Raw genomic sequence first — 17,578 nt, forward strand, 5'->3', positions numbered from 1 at the left:
GTTTATACATAAAAAGTCGTTATAAATGTCCTACAACACCCAATAAAATTGATTACAATATGCTTAGCGTGAGTCCGTGAACTCACAAAAATATTAAAAGTAAAGGAAGGGGGATTGTAGCGGTTTAAGTATTGGATGTTCGTATATTTTTATTAATACTATGAGGAGAAAAAAATGGACAAAAGAAATGAACATAGAATCCTAAAATGCTTAACCATATTTGTACTATCGATTGGACTGGTATTCAGTCATGCGCGTCCAATTTATAGTGATACTCAACCGGTCATTGATTTTATAAATACTACGGGTGAGTCTGAAGTCATTTCCATGACAGAGTCAAAAGAATATAAAGCGACAGTAATGTTTGAGGGGAAAACGCCTGAGGAACTTAAAGTTTTGGCTGAGAATACGTCTTGGACTTTGACGCGGGATGAAGGGGGTCAAAATGAGGAGGATTTCCCTTATCAGTATTTGGGTGGACCTTTGAATGAATGGACTGTCTTTAAAACTAATTTTACCACTGCAGGCGATACTCTATTTAAAGATATAAAAACGGAAGTCATTCCTGGAGGATTGCAGTTAACGTTTAAGAATGTGCTGATGTTTGGTGTGAATGGAATTGATGGTCGTGATCGCGCCTTAATCCGTAATGCACTTCTTGATTACACAGGGACCTATGATTTAAAACTGGTGGAAGGGGAACAGGTATTGGCAACAACGCCCGTGTCCTTTAAACCTTATAATAGCTACACACTTTATAATGAAATCGATCAACGTCTTGCAGATCTTGCAGCACTCGCATTATCCAAGGGAATTCATGCGGAAGTTCGCGAATTCGGACGTACGGCAATGGGAAGACCGATGAATGCAATCTTTATTGCGGATACGGCTGAGACGCTGTCGAATCATCTTGCGTTAAATGAACGCGCAGAAGCGGATCCACAATCTGTGATTCAAGATATTGAATCGGGATCAATTGATTATAAAGTTCCAATTCTCTACAATAACATTCACTCCGATGAAAATCCGGGAATTGATGCGATTATGGAATTTTTATCCGTGATGATCGAGAATGCTGATGGAAGTGTTGAATACCGTCGTATTAATGGATTAACGTCTGAAGGAAAAGCACAAGTCGAGGCAGAAAAAGCAAGCAGAGGTATTAAGTGGTCTGAACTCATTGCAAATGATGTCACCGGAGTGGGTTATATCCGGGATGGCGTTCAAAGTGAAGAACATCCTAAAAGTACCGATGCAGCTGCGAATTTAAGTGAAGAACAACTTGCGAAATTTTATGAAATGGAGCAAGTAGACTTAAACATTAAAACGATGCTCGAGGATGTGTTCTTTATCGTTGTGCCTGCAGAAAATGCGGATGCAGCCGCAACAAATGTTCGAACAAATGGTAATGGGTTCGATTTAAATCGTGATAACACTTACCAAACACAACCAGAAACACAAGCCATGGCGCGTCTTATTTCAACGTGGAATCCTGTGAACCTTTATGAAATTCATGGTTTCTATAATCAATTCCAAATTGAACCTTGCTCACCAACCCATGAGCCAAACGTGGAGTATGATTTGTTTATTGAGAATGCACTCGCACAAGGTGAGGAGTTTGGGGGTGTTGCGATTACAAATAATAAATCAATTAACAGTTTCCAAATGCCGATGCGTGATTATTTAAAAGCAAGCGATAAAGGTGGCTATGAATGGGAACCGTTTGACGATATGTCCTCAAGTTATACACCCCAATATTCGATGCTTCACGGTGTCGTTGCTTATACCGTTGAAGTTCCATATGGAAATGAGGATGCGACGCAAGCAGTTAAGTATGCACTACTCAACAATGGACGTTATGTGGGAATGCATAAAAAAGCATTTTATACCAACCAATTGAAAGGTTGGGACCGAGGTCATAAGAATATTGATGCCGATGAAATTCGCCCATACTACGTAAATCAACAAGATGAAAAAGGCGCAGAAGCAGATATCTTCCGTGCCCGTTATGAAGAAAATAATAACTTCTTCCCTGAGTATTATGTTATTCCAATGGAACCGGCAATGCAAAAAAACTTACACGCAGCATCCGAGATGATGGAATATCTTTTACGTAATGATGTTAAGGTAAAAGTGTTAGGAAATGAGATAGACGTTAAGGGCATCACGTATCCTAAAGGAACCATGATTGTTGATTTGCATCAGGCAAAACGAAATATGGCCAATGCAGCACTCTACAACAACATCGTTATTAAAAATTGGACCGACCTCTATTCAGAACCACTCACCGCATTCTCAGAGCTACGTGGCTTTGATATGGATGTGATCACCCAAGTTGGTGCCTTCGAAAGCGCAGAATTTACATGGCTTGATGCAGCACCTGAAACCACAACGCATGTTGATGGTAAGGGTGAAATTGTGATTGTTTCCAATAACAGTGTCGCTTCAATCCAAGCCATAAATGCATTACTTAAATCTGAAGAAGCAGTTGGGTTTATAACCGATGGCGATTATCGTGGAGACTTTGTAATGTCTGAAGCAACCTTTGATTTGATTGAAGACGATTATATTCTTCAAGCAACGCGAACCAATACAATGCCTAAGGCACAAGTTATCACAAAATCCGCACTGCTTTATGTGCCGGGTGCTGCACCATCATTCTCGGTGAAAAAAGACACGGGTGAGCCTTACGGTCATACAAATTATACAAATCGACTCAATACAAACCTCAATTGGGATTATTATGTTTGGGGACAAGAACTTGGATTTGATTTAACCCAGGATCTTGACGCAGCAGATATTGTGATTGGGAACCGTCCATTACGAGAGGATGAACGGAATGCCGTAAATGCTGGAAAGTCCTATATTGGATATGGTGGATACGCGTTGGATTCACTTGAAAAAATGGGGCTCGAAATTGAAGCGAATTATGATATGAGCTTTGATGCCCTCACAACGGTTACGTATCCTGAATCCAGTTATATAACATTAAAATATGCTCAAGAAAATGATTATATTATGTACGGTCACGGTGGAAACAGTATCGTAAAAGCACCTGAAGGATCAACAGTACTTATTAAAACGACTGATGATGAACCCATTGAAGGTTTTATGTCACAAGATCATATTGACACTTATAAAAATTCAATTCAGGCCATCGAGCTTAAAAATGATACACATGATCTTCTAATCTTCGCAAACTCGATTACAAACAAAGCACATCAAAAAGATGATTATCGCTATGTGACCAATGGAATTTTCACCAAATACTTAGGTGATACGATGGATATTGAGGTTAAACAACCGGAACCAGAACCAAAACCAGAACCAAAACCGGATCCCAAAGTAACTTTAAAACTTACAGGATTACCTGATAAAGTTCGGGTTGGCGATGTTTTCGTATTAACACCAAGCAACGATGACCAAGAAAAAGGCGAAGGATGGGTATACGATAAAGTATTCTTCTCTGCAACCTTCAACAGTCCTGCAACCTTTACTGCACTCAAAGCAGGAACAACAACCATCACCTATACGAACAAAAAAGGTGAAAAAACAGAGCTTCCCATTACTATCTTAGAAAAAGAAGCAGAGAAACCAGGTGGTAAATTACCAGGAACAGGTGTTACGCCAACTCAAACTGCACTTTATGTGGGAATTGGAGTTGTCCTCATAGGAGGCATCTTCTACTGGTTCTCAAAGAAGAAAAAATAAAGAAAAAACGAACATGTGGATTCATGTTCGTTTTTCTTTATTAAATATTTTTTGCGGCAGCAATTGCTGCTTCGTAATTGGGTTCTTGTGCCATTTCGGGAACAATCTCAGAATAAACAAGCATGCCCTTGCGATCAATCACAAATATAGATCGTGCCAGCACTTCAAATTCCGGAATCCAAATACCATAAGCATCGGCAAATGCATGATCCTCATCACGCAACATCTCACTATCAATGCCATTCGTTGCACACCAAGAAGCAAATTCTTCCTTGGTATTATTTGAAATATTCACAATCGTTACATCGTCAAGTTCGCTCGCAACTTGGAAGAAATGACGCGTCTGTAAATCACAGATACGCGTGTTGATGTCTGGGAAGACACTCAGCAATACAACGTTTCCGGTGAGTGTATCCGTTCCTACATAAACGTCCTCTAAATTTTTAAGTTTAAATGTCGGTGCTTTTTCTCCAACAACAGGTTGAGATCCTGCTAAAGCGGTTGGAACACCTTTTTTTGTTATTTCCATATTAATCACGCTCCTTATACCTATTATAGAATTAAAGGAGGATGGTTGCATCTTGTATGCTTTAAGTCGTGTCAATGGCCCGGATTTATGCTATTCTTAAAGGAAGAAAAGGTGATGGATATGAAGAAAATACCTGTAATAAAAAACGAACAATTAACACTGGAAGTAATGGACCTCACATTTGAAGGATTTGGTGTGGTTAAAAAAGAAGGATTTCCAATTTTTGTGGAAAATTCAATTCCAGGGGAAATCATTACTCTAAGGGTCACGAAGGTGACCAAACGCTATGCTTACGGACGTATATTAAGCATTGAAAATCCATCACCCAAACGTGTAGAGTTGGTTGATAAAGTCGGAACACGCATTGGAACCATGCCCCTTCAACACATGGCATATGACCTTCAATGTGAGTTTAAACAAAATCAAGTTAAGGCAACCTTAGGTCGTGTAATTAATCTTGATGGTGTTCCGGTTCTACCAACACTTGGAATGAAAAATCCATGGCACTACCGTAATAAAGCAACCATACCGGTCCAATCCGTTAACGGTGTCATAGAGACAGGATTCTTTAAGCGTGGAACTCATGATCTTATTCCAATCGAAGATTACTATATTCAAGAAGAAGCTTTGGACAAAGCAATCTTAGTGATTCGGGATTTACTTCGTCAATATAAAATTACAGCCTATGATGAAACAAATCACACCGGATTAGTTCGAAATATTATGGTGCGTCAAGGCCATTACACGCAAGAATTAATGGTGGTTTTGGTAACAAATGGTTCAAAACTTCCTTTCGAAAAAGAAATTGTGAATGCCATTGTGGAAGCTTTACCCAAAACGGTCAGTATCGTTCAAAATATTAATCCAAAACAAACAAATGTTATTTTGGGAAGAGAACAGAACGTTCTTTATGGAGAAGATATTTATCAGGATCAACTTTTAGGAAAAACATTTAAGATTTCTTCGAAGTCCTTTTTCCAAATCAACACAAAACAAACGGAACTTCTTTATCAACAAGCCATTGAAATGGCAGAAGTTACAAACGATGATGTTGTCGTAGATGCTTATTGTGGAATTGGATCGATTACCTTAAACCTTGCCGATAAAGCGAAGTTTGTTTATGGTGTTGAAATTGTCGAAGATGCAATTACTATGGCGAAAGAAAACGCGAAACTCAATCACATTGAGAATGTGCAGTTTGAGGCGGGTGAAGCTGAAAAAATTATGCCTGCATGGGTTAAGCAAGGCATTGAAATTGATGTGTTGGTGGTGGATCCCCCACGTAAGGGGCTTGATCCTGTATTTATTGAAGCCGCATTGACATCACATCCGCGTCGTATTGTTTACGTAAGTTGCAATCCGATTTCACTTGCGAAAGACTTAAGAATGTTTATCGACGGTGGTTATCGATTGGAAAAAGTCCAACCGGTCGATATGTTCCCTCAAACCACACATGTGGAAACCATTGCATTGCTTATCAAACAGTAGCCAAAAAAAACAGAGTGTGACGCAGCTATGTGCGTTCTACTCTGTTTTTTTATTTCAAGATATCGTTTAATGACTCAGTGATTGTAGGGTGAGTATAAATACGGTCTCGCAAGATACGATAATCGAGTTTTAAATCCATGGCAAGTGTGATTAAGTTAATCATTTCGTGGGATTCAATGCCAAAGAGTGAGGCACCGATAAGATGATTTGTGGTGCGGTCAATTATGATTTTAAAGAGTCCCGTTGTATTGCCACTTACATGTACTTTAGGAATGGTGCTGAGGGGTTGTTTAAACACTTGGATGTCAATGTTTTGATCAAGGGCTTGTTGTTCCGTAAGGCCAACTCGTGATAGAGGAGGAGTGATAAAGAGCGTATAAGGTACGGTTGTTCGATTATCCGTTGTGCGTTGATGATTACCAAAGAGATCATCTTCCACAATGCGGAAATCATCGAGAGAAATATACGTAAACTGAGGTCCACCTTTCACATCTCCCAAAGCCCAAATATTAGGGACATTGGTTTTAAGGTGTGAATCGACAAGAATGGCACCTCGATCATCAACGTTTATATCGGTATGTTCTAATCCAAGATTTTCGGTATTTGGCTTACGACCGATTGCACCGAGAATCTTCGAGGCACGAGTACTGTGCAGTTCGTCTTGTGTGATATAGCTTACTAATGCATGGTCTTGATAATCATCCACACCGCTCAAGGAAACACCCATATTAATCGCGATTCCTCGATCGGTAAAGGCATCGTAAATCGCATTGGCGATGTCACGATCTTCCCGAGGCAAGAAAACCGCTTTTTCATCAAGAATGGTTACCTTGGAACCATAAGCGTTAAACATCGAAGCAAACTCCAAACCAATATAGCCTGCTCCAATAATAATTAACTCTTCGGGTAATTTTGAAAGGTTCATGGCCTGTGTGGAATCGATTAAATATTTACTGTTTTGAAGCATTGAAGCTTGGGGTGGAATTGGAACAGATCCTGTATTAATAAAAATCCGTTCAGCTTCGATTTGATACGTTTCCGTTGTGTCATTTGTGATTTCAAGGACTGTATTTGAAACAAAACGTGCAGTCCCATCTACAACCGTGATAAGTGGATTGTCCTGAAGCATGTGATAATTCTTATGTCGAAGCAGCGAAACCGTTTGATCTTTTGAACGAACTGCATCGGTAAAAGAAATATGCGTTTCACTATCATGAATTAAGGACTTCGAAGGGATGCACCCAATATTAATGCAGGTACCGCCATACATTTCCGATGACGTCTCAATAACGAAGACTTCTTCTTGTTCTGAAGCGAGTCGTTTAGCGAGTGTTTTCCCAGCTTTTCCAAAACCAATAATAACATTTTTTACTTTCTTCATTGTATGCCTTCTTTCTATTTTTATGCTGTTTAGAGCATGTAACTGCGATGCTTTTAAATCACTTTGTACACTAAATATAACAAATTCCCCCCTAAAAACTCCAATCATTTGCGCACCCTAATTGGATTCAATGCGCCAATGCGGTATTTTTAGTAAACTTCAGTATTGTTACCGCCTAATCTTTACTGGATTAAAGTTGATAGTCATCATCGATTTATCTATAATGATTAATGAAAGCGTATACAGGAGGGGAATATGAAAAAAAGTAAATATCGCATGGTGATGACACTTTTATCACTTAGCCTAGCGATACCATTGTTACCAATTACAAAAATTAGCGGGGATAACTCAATGAAAATCATCTCAGTGAATGATTATGGTGCGGATGCATCGGGAATGAAAGAAAGTGGACCGGCTGTTGCACGAGCACTTGAAGTAGCGAAAGCGTTTGAAGGTCCAGTCGAAGTCCAATTTAATCCGGGAACTTACCGGATAACCAAAGAATTTGCGCAAACACGTGATATTCATACATCAAACACAGATAGTGTTGATTTTCCAACCAAACACATTGGGATTCTGATTGAAGACAATCATAATTTAACGCTAAATGGTCAAGGAGCCCAAATACTGTTTGAGGGGAATATGATGGCTTTGGCGGTCGTCCAATCTTCAAACATTACCATACAAAACTTATCGTGGGATTTCTTAGTTCCCACAACATCTGAAATGACGGTTTTTGATTTCGATACTGAAAATAGAACGGTGGATTTTTTTATTCCATCATATTTTAATTATGAAATTCAAGGGAATTCGATCTTATGGAAATCCGAGTTAGATACAAGTGGGAAGCCGTATTGGACTGAACGTAATGGTCATAGGAACTATGGAATTCAAGTTAAATATCCTACTGAAATGATGGGACGAAGCTATTATGCGAATCAAGACCCATTTCATGGTGTTTCAAATATTGAAATCTTACCCAGCGGACTCCTACGGTTCACCTACAACTCAAAACCTCAGATTGATCCGGTATTGGGCATGAATTATCAATTGCTGTCCAATACCGAACGCAGTACTGCGGGAGCGCTTGTGTGGGAGAGTAAAGACGTAACGTTTGAGGATGTTAAGATTTCATACATGCATGGTTTTGGACTGCTGGTTCAAATGTCTGAGAATGTTTATTTTAATCGTTTAAGAATGGAAACAGATATTGAAACAGGTAAAAATACTTCAAGTTATGCAGATGGAATTCATGTATCGGGATCAAAAGGGAAGATTGAAATTACCAATTCGTTTTTTAATAATACCCATGATGATCCCATAAATATTCACGGAACATTTACCCGTGTGGAAAAAAGAATCTCCGACACCACACTTCAATTAAACTATATTCATAAACAACAAGGAGGGTTTCCACAATTTTACCCTGGAGACAAGGTAATCTTCTATTCACGCGATACGTTGGAATCTAAGGATTTAGAAACGGAATATACCGTTAAAAATGTTCAAGGTCCTGATGCATCCAATCCTCGTACGATGGTCGTCGAATTTGAAGAGCGGATTCCCGATTATGTTGATGAGAAAATTGGAAACGAGCCCAAATATGTTGCGGAAAACATTACCTACACACCGGAAATTTTGATTAAAAACAATGATTTCAAAAATGTATTTACTCGGATGATTCTTGTAACTTCAAGAAAAAAGGTAATCATTGAAGACAATCGTTTTGATGCACCGACAATGCCAACTTTATTTTTCTCGAATGACTCGGATGAATGGTATGAATCCGGTCCAATCCGTGATTTAGAGATTCGAAACAATACATTTAAAATTCGATCACTAGGAAGGACCTGGTGGAAATATGCACCGGCTATCTACTTCCATCCTGTAACCAAAGGCGGCCATCTACCATCCGCAGAGCATCCAATTCATAAAAATATTCTTATAGAGGATAATACCTTTTATCTCGAAAGTGATGGTGTCTTACGTGCAGAAAGTGTCGAGAACCTCACCTTTAGAAATAATAAGGTATTACGTCTTAACCCAGAAATAAGTCTGCACCTGGACGGGGATGAAACATTGGCAGTTGGGCGTGAATACCCCCTCCGCTTGGAAGCGAATGGTAATCAAGTTCAAGGACTAGGTGTCTTGCCCAACGGTCCAGAAAACAATTCGGGTTCAGTTGCGAATGTCTTAGAATTTAAGAATAGTAAGAATGTAATTGTCGAAGGAAATAATTATGATGATGGACTCAAGAAAAATGTTCTTATTGAGGAGATGGAACCTCACCATTATCAGATTAACGATGTCGATCTCGATGTTTTAACCAAGCGTGAAAATCAAAAACCGACTGAACCTGTGGGGGCCATTTACTATGTATCGACGCATCCCGACATCGCAAGTGTGGATGCTGAAGGTGTGATTCAAACACATCGAAAAGGAAAAACAGACATTTATGCCTATACCGTTTGGAATGATACACTCATCAAATCAAACATGAAATCAATTACCGTTGATGAGATACAGACCGAAAGACTTGTATTTGATGAACCCATTATCCATATAGACCCTTCAATGGATTCCATATCGGTGCTTATTGGTGGTGAGACTTTTGACATGAGCACGTTAACCATTCAAAGTTTTGATGAAGCGATAGTATCTTTTGAAGGTGGAATTCCAACTATTAGAAAGAGCGGAATCGCCAAGGCATTGATAACTTACAATGAAAAAGAAGGCATTGTGTACTTTGTTGTGGATCAACTTGAAGACCAGTTGGTTCTAAATTCTCAAGTTCAAATTGAAGACCGAAATCATGCGCTAAACCTTAACACGACATCCTTTACAATCGATCGTGAAAATGGCCAAGATTTATGGGAAAACGATAATCGATTATCGAATCTTGTACGCGTCGATCTCGAACCAACATCCGATGAAGCTCGCGTATACATTGCGACAATGGATGGCTTGCCTTTACGTGCTCAGAACAGTTGGGATTCAAGTTATATGTTATTAATGAAGCAAAAGGAAGATGGAACCTTAGATCGCGATAACTATATCTCGATGGGTAAACGGGCTCATGCTGATGGTATTGGGTTTGTTCAGGAGATTAATGGACAGGGGAAAGAAGCCGCAACAAACACGATAGAGGATAATCCGACGACCAAGCAAACCTTTGCGTTGGAACATCGCAATAACCAAGTACATGCCTATGTTCTAAATGATGGGGGCTTCAAACACATTCATACATTTGAAAATATTGAGCATCTTGGAGATCATCCAGTTTTCGCGTTTGCAGGCTGGGGCAATACACAAAAGAATCGCACACTTGAAGTGAGTGATATTAAAGCATATCGTGGCTCTCTCTTTGAAAGTAGTGATATAGAACCGCTAAAAATACAAATTCCAGACTCGAATACGTATCATCTCGAAACATTCGAGATAATGAATGCTGAAGCAAACATGTATCACGTTAAAACGAATTATGAAGGAAAAACACATGTATTTGTTCGAAACCAAGAGCAAATCAACTATGTGGACCAGGGTCGATTCCCCTTACAAGATGGGAAGACCTATGACATCGATGTGATCCATCAAGCATCAAGTGGAAAATTTTCGAACCGTATCCACCAAACCTATACAACCCAAGACAGAGAAGCCTATGCTTTAATACACAATCAAAAACTTGAAGATCAGATGATTCTCACAGTTCCAGCAGATCTTCTTAAATTATCTTACATTGATTTGAATGGAACATTGCAGGCGGTATCGATTGCAGACCGTGACTCAATTACACTTGATAACAAACACGTCTATCTTAATAAAATTCAGTCGAATGAAGTTGAGATTCTAGCAATTGAACCATCTTTTGGAAACATTGACTTAAGCCAACATGACACATTTATTTTTACGGATACTGAGAATACACTTGACTTAAAAATCAAAACCAGTGTTCCTCATGAAAATGTGACGGTTGTGAATGAAGATCACGGCATAATCAAAACGGTTGATGAAACTGGAAGCGTGTGTCTCGATATTTTTAATGGCGTAACAAGTTATCATATAAAAGCCGTTGCGGAAGATGGGATTACGACCGCTACACATGTCATCCACGTTTTGCGCAATGCGCCGATTACGCCAAATAGTGTGGAAATACGATTGGGGAATGAAACGATTGCGTCCGATGCCAACACGATTGATTTTAGACACAAATTTCAGTTGGAAGATTTAAGCGTCGATGCGGGTCAATCAAATATTAAAACAACATTCTACGATGTGCCTAAAGAAAATCGTAGTCACAGTGGAATTGCCTCTCGACATGTAATTATGAAGGTTTCATTTGAAGATAAACGTACGGTCATCCATCGTAAATTTGAAGCCGTAAATCTTGCACAGAAACTAAATTTAGAAGAAATCAAGAGACTGATTGAAACCGTTGAAGGGCTGTCGGAACGTCGATATACGGTTGGAAGTTGGCGTAATCTTCAAAAGGTCTTGAACGAAGTGAAAGACCAACTTAGTCTTCAAGCGTTAAGCCAAGATGTTGTGGATGAGGGGTACATCCGATTGGCAAATGCCTATCAAAACCTTGAAGAATATAAAGAGGAAAACCCAACTGATAAACCGATAGAGAACCCGACCGATAAACCGATTGAAAAACCATCAGAGCGTCCGAATAGAAAACCCGAAACCGAGTCACTGGATCATGATTCAAACGAGAATTACTTACCGCTTACGGGTGTGTCATCAAAATTTGATTCGATTTTCCTGGTCGGATTGGGAATGGCGCTCATCGTCATAAATCGACGAAGAGGATAAAGGTTAGTTAATGACATGAATTTCAAAGCTTTATTTGATATGATTAAGGTAACGTATCTTAATATCAGATATAAAAGGAGTTTATTATGGGAATGAATAAAGAATTTAATGCCGTTAAAGAATTTCATGAGAAGTTTGGACATCCTGTCAAAGAATCACCAGTAATGATGGATGCGGATCGTGCAGCAAAGCGTTATGCATGGATGCTTGAAGAAATCAATGAGTTCATTGAAGCAGAAGATCTTGTTGAACAAGCAGACGCGATGATTGATACAATATATTTTGCGCTAGGAACGCTTGTTGAGATGGGGATTGAACCAGAACCACTTTTTGAAATTGTCCAACATGCAAATATGAGCAAACTTTGGGAAGATGGAAAACCTCATTACAATGAAGATGGGAAAACAATTAAACCAAAGGGTTGGGAAGACCCTCATTTGAAACTCGAACAAGCAATTGAAGCAATGAAAAAATAACACAGATATCTGTGTTATTTTTGTAGGAGGCCATGATGACAAAACGTATCAAAACAACGAAAAAAGAAATTGCGGATTATTGGGCAGATCGTATCGATACGATGAATTTGACCGTATCTTCAAGTCAAGCAAGCACCCATTGTTGGCGTTGCGGTGTCAAAAAGCGATTAGATCGATGTCATATACTTGCGGATGCACTTGGAGGTGCGGATACCCCTTCAAACTTTGTTTTACTTTGTAAACATTGTCATATTGATAATCCAAATGTCAGTGATTCAGAGATAATTTGGGATTGGCTGAGCGCGTATGCGTTGTCATCAGATCAGGTTTATTGGTTTGAACAAGGACTGCGCGAATATGCATATATTTATCATGAATCCATCAACCGTGAAGTTATTGATACCAAATTATTTCAAGAAACTTTTTTAAAACAAATGGAACATGTATCGCATCACTTTGGGCAGCCTCGTAATAATCCCGCTACAATTGCAGGTGCGTTGCGATTAACGTTGAATGAAATCAATAAGGACCGCTAATAGCGGTCCTTACTCTTGAAATAAATTGTGTTCGTTCTGCGATAAAATTGCATCGCGTAGTCGAATCTGCGCAGCTTCCATTTTATTTAGGTTATTATCTTTTGCAAGTGTTCGTATTTCTTCCTTAATCGTATCGGGACTTTCGCCTGTTATTCGTGCAATTTCTTCCACAAATACTCTCAACTCCGATTTATAGGGAACAGGTTGTGACTGTTTCCACCCAATGTAGCTTAATGCACATAGGTTTGTGATAATTAGAAATATAATTAAATAATTTTTTTTCATACTTACAACATCCTCTCGGGATAAGTTTATAGATTTTCACTTAATTTGAAAAGGTCTTAAACGATAGTTTTGAAAAAATATGACTGAATTTACGAAGAAGCAAAAGATTTATTAGTTATAAGAAGAATGAGGAACGACTTTCACAATTTTCAATTTAGAGAAGACAAAACATCTTTGTAAATACGGTCAAAAGGTGTTGCCGCTTTTAAATCTTCAATTACTTTTTGTGCAGCTTCCACGTGGTCCGTAATAATACCCGTAACTTTCATTGTGAGATATAAATCCATACGATCTTCTTCGTTTACCGTCCATACAAAGAGATCTTTATTATAACGCGCAATATCATTAAGGGTGCGAGAGGAAATTGATGAATCTTCAATCGAATAAAAATCAACATCTAACCGTTCCAAACCACCGATATTCAACCCTAAGATATAACCGGTATACGTGTCAGGGTACATGGCTTTAAGTTTTAGTATTGCGGTCTTATCAAGGGATTGGAACGCAGTCACAGAGCGCATGTCATATTTATCCAGTGTCTCAATCATTTTATCAATAAACGTATGATCATCATACTTTGATGTTTTGAGTTCAACCATAAGCGGTTGATTGAGGCGTTTTGCTTCAGCAACGTATTCATCAAATGTGGGAATACGACTTTCATATCCATTGTGTACTAATGTTACATTTTGAACTTCCTCAAGTGTGAGGAGATGAATGTTGTCCGTTTGATCACTCAGTCGTTTCAACGTATTATCATGAAACACAACCAGATGTCCATCTCCTGTCATTTGGATATCCATTTCAACATAATCAGGCTTGTAAGTACTTGCTATTTGTAAAGACTCCAATGTATTTTCAATGGCTCTTACAGACTCACCACGGTGAGATACGACTTTTGTCGATGAAGTTAAAGCATCACTGGGTGTACTTAAATAAACATTGATACCAAACAAGGAAAAGACTGCCACCATAATAATATTGATGCGAAGATGATGTTTTTTGGGGGCGAAGTTCTTTTCAGTAAGAATTGGCTTTTCATCTAGAATCTCGTGATAGGCGACAACCGTAGCTTGCAAGGTAAAGATATTCGAGTATGAAATGGTAAAAGCTAGAAAAAAGAAAATCATAGAAACAGACAAAGCACCCGTAATCTTTGTGACTTGCATGTTTGATTCGGGAACTATGGCCATAGGTATTGAGAGAATAAAAACACCTGCAACCGTAACCGCAGTGGTTAGCAAGGCAATGACTGTGACGAGCTGAAATATTTTAAATGTACGGCGTTTTGTTAGGGCCCAACTTTCCTTTGCAGCTTCTATAAAACTCAGTTCGTCTCGCGTAATAAAAATTACCGGTGTAAAGAAAAGACGAATATTAAGAATAAATGCAGTAACAATCGCAATAGTATAAGCAACTAATCCAGCTGGGTTCTCCAAGACCGCATCAACCACAAATCGAGGTAAGTGTACATTAGAGGTAATATTGGTGGTCATACCAATGTTTGCGTTAGGCATAATTAAAAATATATAAACCAGGATGAGTAGAATCTGTGACGAAAATATTTTACGAAGTGGTTTAATAAAATCATTTTTAACCAATTTTTGCTTCTCATAAGGTCGGTTTGCAAACTTAATGATGACGGTGAGTTGAAATAAAATAAAAATGGCAATGAGAATGATGCTTAGAATAAGAAAAAAGAGCGCCGTGGGACTGCTAAGTAATTCCCAAAAGTTTTCATTGGTAATTCCAATTATATTTGCTCTAAAAAGCGCAATCTTAAACACACGATCTGCAATTTGTTTAATTAAAAGTAGTGACATGGATTCCGCGAGGATTATGATTAATACGTAACGAAATGTGTCATCTTTAATTTGAATAAAACTTTTCTTGAGTGTTTCAAGTATTTTAAATGTTTTCATAAAGTCCCCTTTCGTTTCTATTATATGAGAGAACGATATAAAAACCTATTAAGACTCTCTTAAGAATAAAAAAAGAAAGCAGATTATGCTTTCTTACAAGTACAAGTATCTTGACCGCAGTTACATGAAACGACACAATTACATTTAACAACATCGACTGACGTTTTTTGATTCAACGCCTCCAAAAGTAGGTGTTTATCATGATGCGAGAGTTCATAGTGCTCGATGATATTTTTTAAGGTACTACCAACTTCTTGGGCGCAAATTGAATCAAATGCCTCCATGATTCGGCTTTGTGTTCCTTGCTTTTCAGATAGTGTGGGGCGATAAACATATGCCTTACCCTCAGTATCTGCTTTCACATAACCTTTTTTAACCAATCGACTAATTAAAGTTTTCGTCGTTGCGGGTTCCCAATTTTTTGACAGTTTAAAATGATCAGCAACTTCACGGCTTGTAGCATGGTTCAATGTCCATAAAACACGTAAAACTTCCCATTCTGAATCGGAAACTAATTTTGTGTCTTTCATTCAATCACCTCTACTAGTAGATTACAGTTGTAGTCGGTATAAGTCAAGGTAAATGCTTAGGCGAGATTGATGAAAAAGTTTAATTAAAAAATGCCACTTATGCATATAAATACCACTTAAGCAAACTACATTTACAAGCGTTTATACATTCGATAAATTTGTGGAGAAAGATATGAGGTGATTGAAGTGATATTTATTGCCATGTGTATTAAAGCAGAAAAAAATCGAGAACTTGTGAAAAAGGTAGTGACTCAATGTAGTGAGTTGTTGCTGTTGCCCATTGTTGCGGACTGTGTTCGTAAAGCGGACCAGCATTATCAAATTGTGATTACTGATCATTGCATGTCGCAGTCAAAGCATGTTGGTATGGATCAGCATGTTGTCTATCTAGATGTTCCTCTTACAGATGATGTTTTGAGGTATACATACCATATTCCATTTTGTCCGCAAAAACTGTACAAGTGCTTAGTGACGATTATTCAGGAGCACCGTCCTTGGTCTGATAATATTGTAATCGATGGGAAGCCGTCCCAGTGTATTCGGGCAGAGGATATCTACTATGTAGAGACAGAAGGGAGAAAAATTGCGGTTGTGACTAAGAACGGAAGATTTTATAGTAATCGTATTTTCTCAATTTGGGAACGGCTTTTGTCACGATTTACATTTGAGCACTGTTATCGGGGCATAATGGTTAATCTAAAATATGTTCGCGCTGTGTCATCGAGCTTACTTTTTTTAAATGATGGAACACGTTTACCGATATCACGGCGACGTTATCAACGTTTCTATAGAAACTATAATCGCCTACGAAAATAATAAGAAAGATGAAAATATTTTAGAAATCGTTTAAAATAGAGTTAAAGGAAGTGAGGCGTGAGCTCATGGATATTTTAATTCTAGGACTGGGCACGATTGGAACTCTATACGGGTCCTTGTTTTTCCGTGCGGGCCATAATGTTGAACATTTCCTTCGAGAAGGAAAAGACCATGTCGATTGTGTTCATGTGAAATTACTTGATGGAAGACTCAATCCTAAGGGGAAAGAGCTTTCTTTTGACTATAAAATTAAACCTTCTACAAAAAAAGAGTATGATTTTATTTTTGTTAGTGTATCATCAGGGAATCTAAAAGAAGCAATGGATTGCCTACGGGAAGCGAAGATTCATGGAACGGTATTACTCTTTACGGGGGTTTGGACCGATCACAAACGTCTCGATGAAATCATGGGATTCTACAATTATATTTTAGGATATCCTGTTGGAGGCGGTTCGATGGATGAAGAAGGCGTTCTTACAGCCGTCGTAAATGAGTATGTCATGATTGAGTCAAAGTCGAATGCTCGAATTCCAAACTACAATCTTATGATGTCGCTTTTTAAAAGTTGTGACATTACCTTTGAGATACCACATGATATGTTAGAATGGATGTGGGTAAGAATGTCAGTAAGTGCTGCAATTGTATCAACTGTAGCTTTGTATGGGAATCTTAGTTTTCCGGGTGCTTCTGTCGAGTATGTGATGACAAACAGTAAAGCGTTAGCGCATTGCATACGAACAATTCGTGAAACACTCTTAATTGCTCGAGGACGAGGCATCAATATGAATCACTTCAAGCAAGAAATTTTACCTTATAAATTTCCAGCGGGTATTTCGGGTTGGGGAATGAAAGTTAAATTTAAAACGAGTCGAATTGCACGTGAATCGATGAAGCGACACAATAATATCGATGATTTGATGTATATATGCTACGAAGTGTTTCATGAAGGAAAGCGACAATGTGTCCCAATGCCCCATTTTACCGAGAACATGCAAGCGATGCTCGTAAAACTTGAAGAACAAGAGCACATTGATCCATCTTTATATAATCACATTAAAAAATTCTAAAAAAAGACCACCTTTTACCAAG

At 38.4% G+C, this 17,578-nt stretch carries 12 protein-coding genes; 7 read left to right on the forward strand and 5 right to left on the reverse strand.

All coding sequences use genetic code 11. The features are described from left to right. Window positions 1-174: 174 nt before the first annotated feature. Window positions 175-3,711 (forward strand): LPXTG cell wall anchor domain-containing protein, encoded by a 3,537-nt coding sequence (locus tag AAG186_RS00845; RefSeq protein WP_342621828.1) that lies wholly within the window; start codon window positions 175-177, stop codon window positions 3,709-3,711. Between the two features lie 40 nt (window positions 3,712-3,751). Here AAG186_RS00845 and tpx read toward each other — a convergent pair whose 3' ends face one another. Then, window positions 3,752-4,240 carry a thiol peroxidase gene (gene tpx, locus AAG186_RS00850; protein ID WP_342621829.1) on the reverse strand — a complete coding sequence of 163 codons (489 nt, stop codon included), beginning with the start codon at window positions 4,238-4,240 and terminating at the stop codon, window positions 3,752-3,754. 120 nt (window positions 4,241-4,360) lie between these two features. On the opposite strand from tpx, the gene rlmD reads away from it, so the two are divergent. Continuing rightward, on the forward strand, window positions 4,361-5,728 hold the full coding sequence (rlmD, locus tag AAG186_RS00855) for a 23S rRNA (uracil(1939)-C(5))-methyltransferase RlmD (RefSeq protein WP_342621830.1): 1,368 nt from the start codon (window positions 4,361-4,363) through the stop codon (window positions 5,726-5,728). 49 nt (window positions 5,729-5,777) lie between these two features. Here rlmD and AAG186_RS00860 read toward each other — a convergent pair whose 3' ends face one another. After that, entirely contained in the window at window positions 5,778-7,109 is a 1,332-nt protein-coding gene (locus AAG186_RS00860) for an FAD-dependent oxidoreductase (RefSeq protein ID WP_342621831.1), read from the reverse strand. A 255-nt stretch (window positions 7,110-7,364) separates the two neighbouring features. Here AAG186_RS00860 and AAG186_RS00865 point away from each other — a divergent pair, with 255 nt between their 5' ends. The 3 genes from AAG186_RS00865 to AAG186_RS00875 all read left to right on the forward strand — a co-directional run bounded on the left by AAG186_RS00865 (window position 7,365) and on the right by AAG186_RS00875 (window position 12,936). After that, complete coding sequence (locus AAG186_RS00865; protein WP_342621832.1) at window positions 7,365-11,924, forward strand: pectate lyase; 4,560 nt, start codon at window positions 7,365-7,367, stop codon at window positions 11,922-11,924. An 86-nt stretch (window positions 11,925-12,010) separates the two neighbouring features. Then, window positions 12,011-12,400: an HAD family hydrolase gene (locus AAG186_RS00870; protein ID WP_125164871.1), complete on the forward strand. Its 390-nt coding sequence runs from the start codon at window positions 12,011-12,013 to the stop codon at window positions 12,398-12,400. Window positions 12,401-12,435: 35 nt separating this feature from the next. Next, window positions 12,436-12,936, forward strand: a complete 501-nt coding sequence (locus AAG186_RS00875) for an HNH endonuclease signature motif containing protein (protein WP_342621833.1) — start codon at window positions 12,436-12,438, stop codon at window positions 12,934-12,936. 9 nt (window positions 12,937-12,945) lie between these two features. Here the strand turns inward: AAG186_RS00875 and AAG186_RS00880 are convergent, their stop codons facing one another. The 3 genes from AAG186_RS00880 to AAG186_RS00890 form a co-directional block, all read right to left on the reverse strand. Beyond that, entirely contained in the window at window positions 12,946-13,221 is a 276-nt protein-coding gene (locus AAG186_RS00880) for a hypothetical protein (protein ID WP_125164869.1), read from the reverse strand. Between the two features lie 149 nt (window positions 13,222-13,370). Further along, the gene (locus tag AAG186_RS00885) at window positions 13,371-15,143 is read right to left on the reverse strand and encodes a glycerophosphodiester phosphodiesterase (protein WP_342621834.1); all 1,773 of its coding nucleotides are present in this window, start codon (window positions 15,141-15,143) and stop codon (window positions 13,371-13,373) included. Between the two features lie 83 nt (window positions 15,144-15,226). Then, on the reverse strand, window positions 15,227-15,673 hold the full coding sequence (locus tag AAG186_RS00890; RefSeq protein ID WP_125164867.1) for a CopY/TcrY family copper transport repressor: 447 nt from the start codon (window positions 15,671-15,673) through the stop codon (window positions 15,227-15,229). Window positions 15,674-15,850: 177 nt separating this feature from the next. On the opposite strand from AAG186_RS00890, the gene AAG186_RS00895 reads away from it, so the two are divergent. Together AAG186_RS00895 and AAG186_RS00900 are read left to right on the forward strand one after the other, a co-directional pair. Further along, a complete protein-coding gene (locus AAG186_RS00895) occupies window positions 15,851-16,489 on the forward strand; it encodes a LytTR family DNA-binding domain-containing protein (RefSeq protein WP_161637144.1) in 639 nt (212 codons plus the stop codon). A 65-nt stretch (window positions 16,490-16,554) separates the two neighbouring features. Then, entirely contained in the window at window positions 16,555-17,556 is a 1,002-nt protein-coding gene (locus AAG186_RS00900) for a 2-dehydropantoate 2-reductase N-terminal domain-containing protein (RefSeq protein WP_161637143.1), read from the forward strand. Window positions 17,557-17,578: the final 22 nt, after the last annotated feature.

The sequence above is a fragment of the Erysipelothrix sp. P66 genome (assembly GCF_038682365.1).
Taxonomy (GTDB): domain Bacteria; phylum Bacillota_I; class Bacilli_A; order Erysipelotrichales; family Erysipelotrichaceae; genus Erysipelothrix; species Erysipelothrix piscisicarius.

Coding starts and splice junctions, on each gene's coding strand:
- AAG186_RS00845 (WP_342621828.1), top strand. CDS start 175: ATGGACAAAAGAAATGAACATAGAATCCTAAAATGCTTAACCATATTT.
- tpx (WP_342621829.1), bottom strand. CDS start 4,240: ATGGAAATAACAAAAAAAGGTGTTCCAACCGCTTTAGCAGGATCTCAA.
- rlmD (WP_342621830.1), top strand. CDS start 4,361: ATGAAGAAAATACCTGTAATAAAAAACGAACAATTAACACTGGAAGTA.
- AAG186_RS00860 (WP_342621831.1), bottom strand. CDS start 7,109: ATGAAGAAAGTAAAAAATGTTATTATTGGTTTTGGAAAAGCTGGGAAA.
- AAG186_RS00865 (WP_342621832.1), top strand. CDS start 7,365: ATGAAAAAAAGTAAATATCGCATGGTGATGACACTTTTATCACTTAGC.
- AAG186_RS00870 (WP_125164871.1), top strand. CDS start 12,011: ATGGGAATGAATAAAGAATTTAATGCCGTTAAAGAATTTCATGAGAAG.
- AAG186_RS00875 (WP_342621833.1), top strand. CDS start 12,436: ATGACAAAACGTATCAAAACAACGAAAAAAGAAATTGCGGATTATTGG.
- AAG186_RS00880 (WP_125164869.1), bottom strand. CDS start 13,221: ATGAAAAAAAATTATTTAATTATATTTCTAATTATCACAAACCTATGT.
- AAG186_RS00885 (WP_342621834.1), bottom strand. CDS start 15,143: ATGAAAACATTTAAAATACTTGAAACACTCAAGAAAAGTTTTATTCAA.
- AAG186_RS00890 (WP_125164867.1), bottom strand. CDS start 15,673: ATGAAAGACACAAAATTAGTTTCCGATTCAGAATGGGAAGTTTTACGT.
- AAG186_RS00900 (WP_161637143.1), top strand. CDS start 16,555: ATGGATATTTTAATTCTAGGACTGGGCACGATTGGAACTCTATACGGG.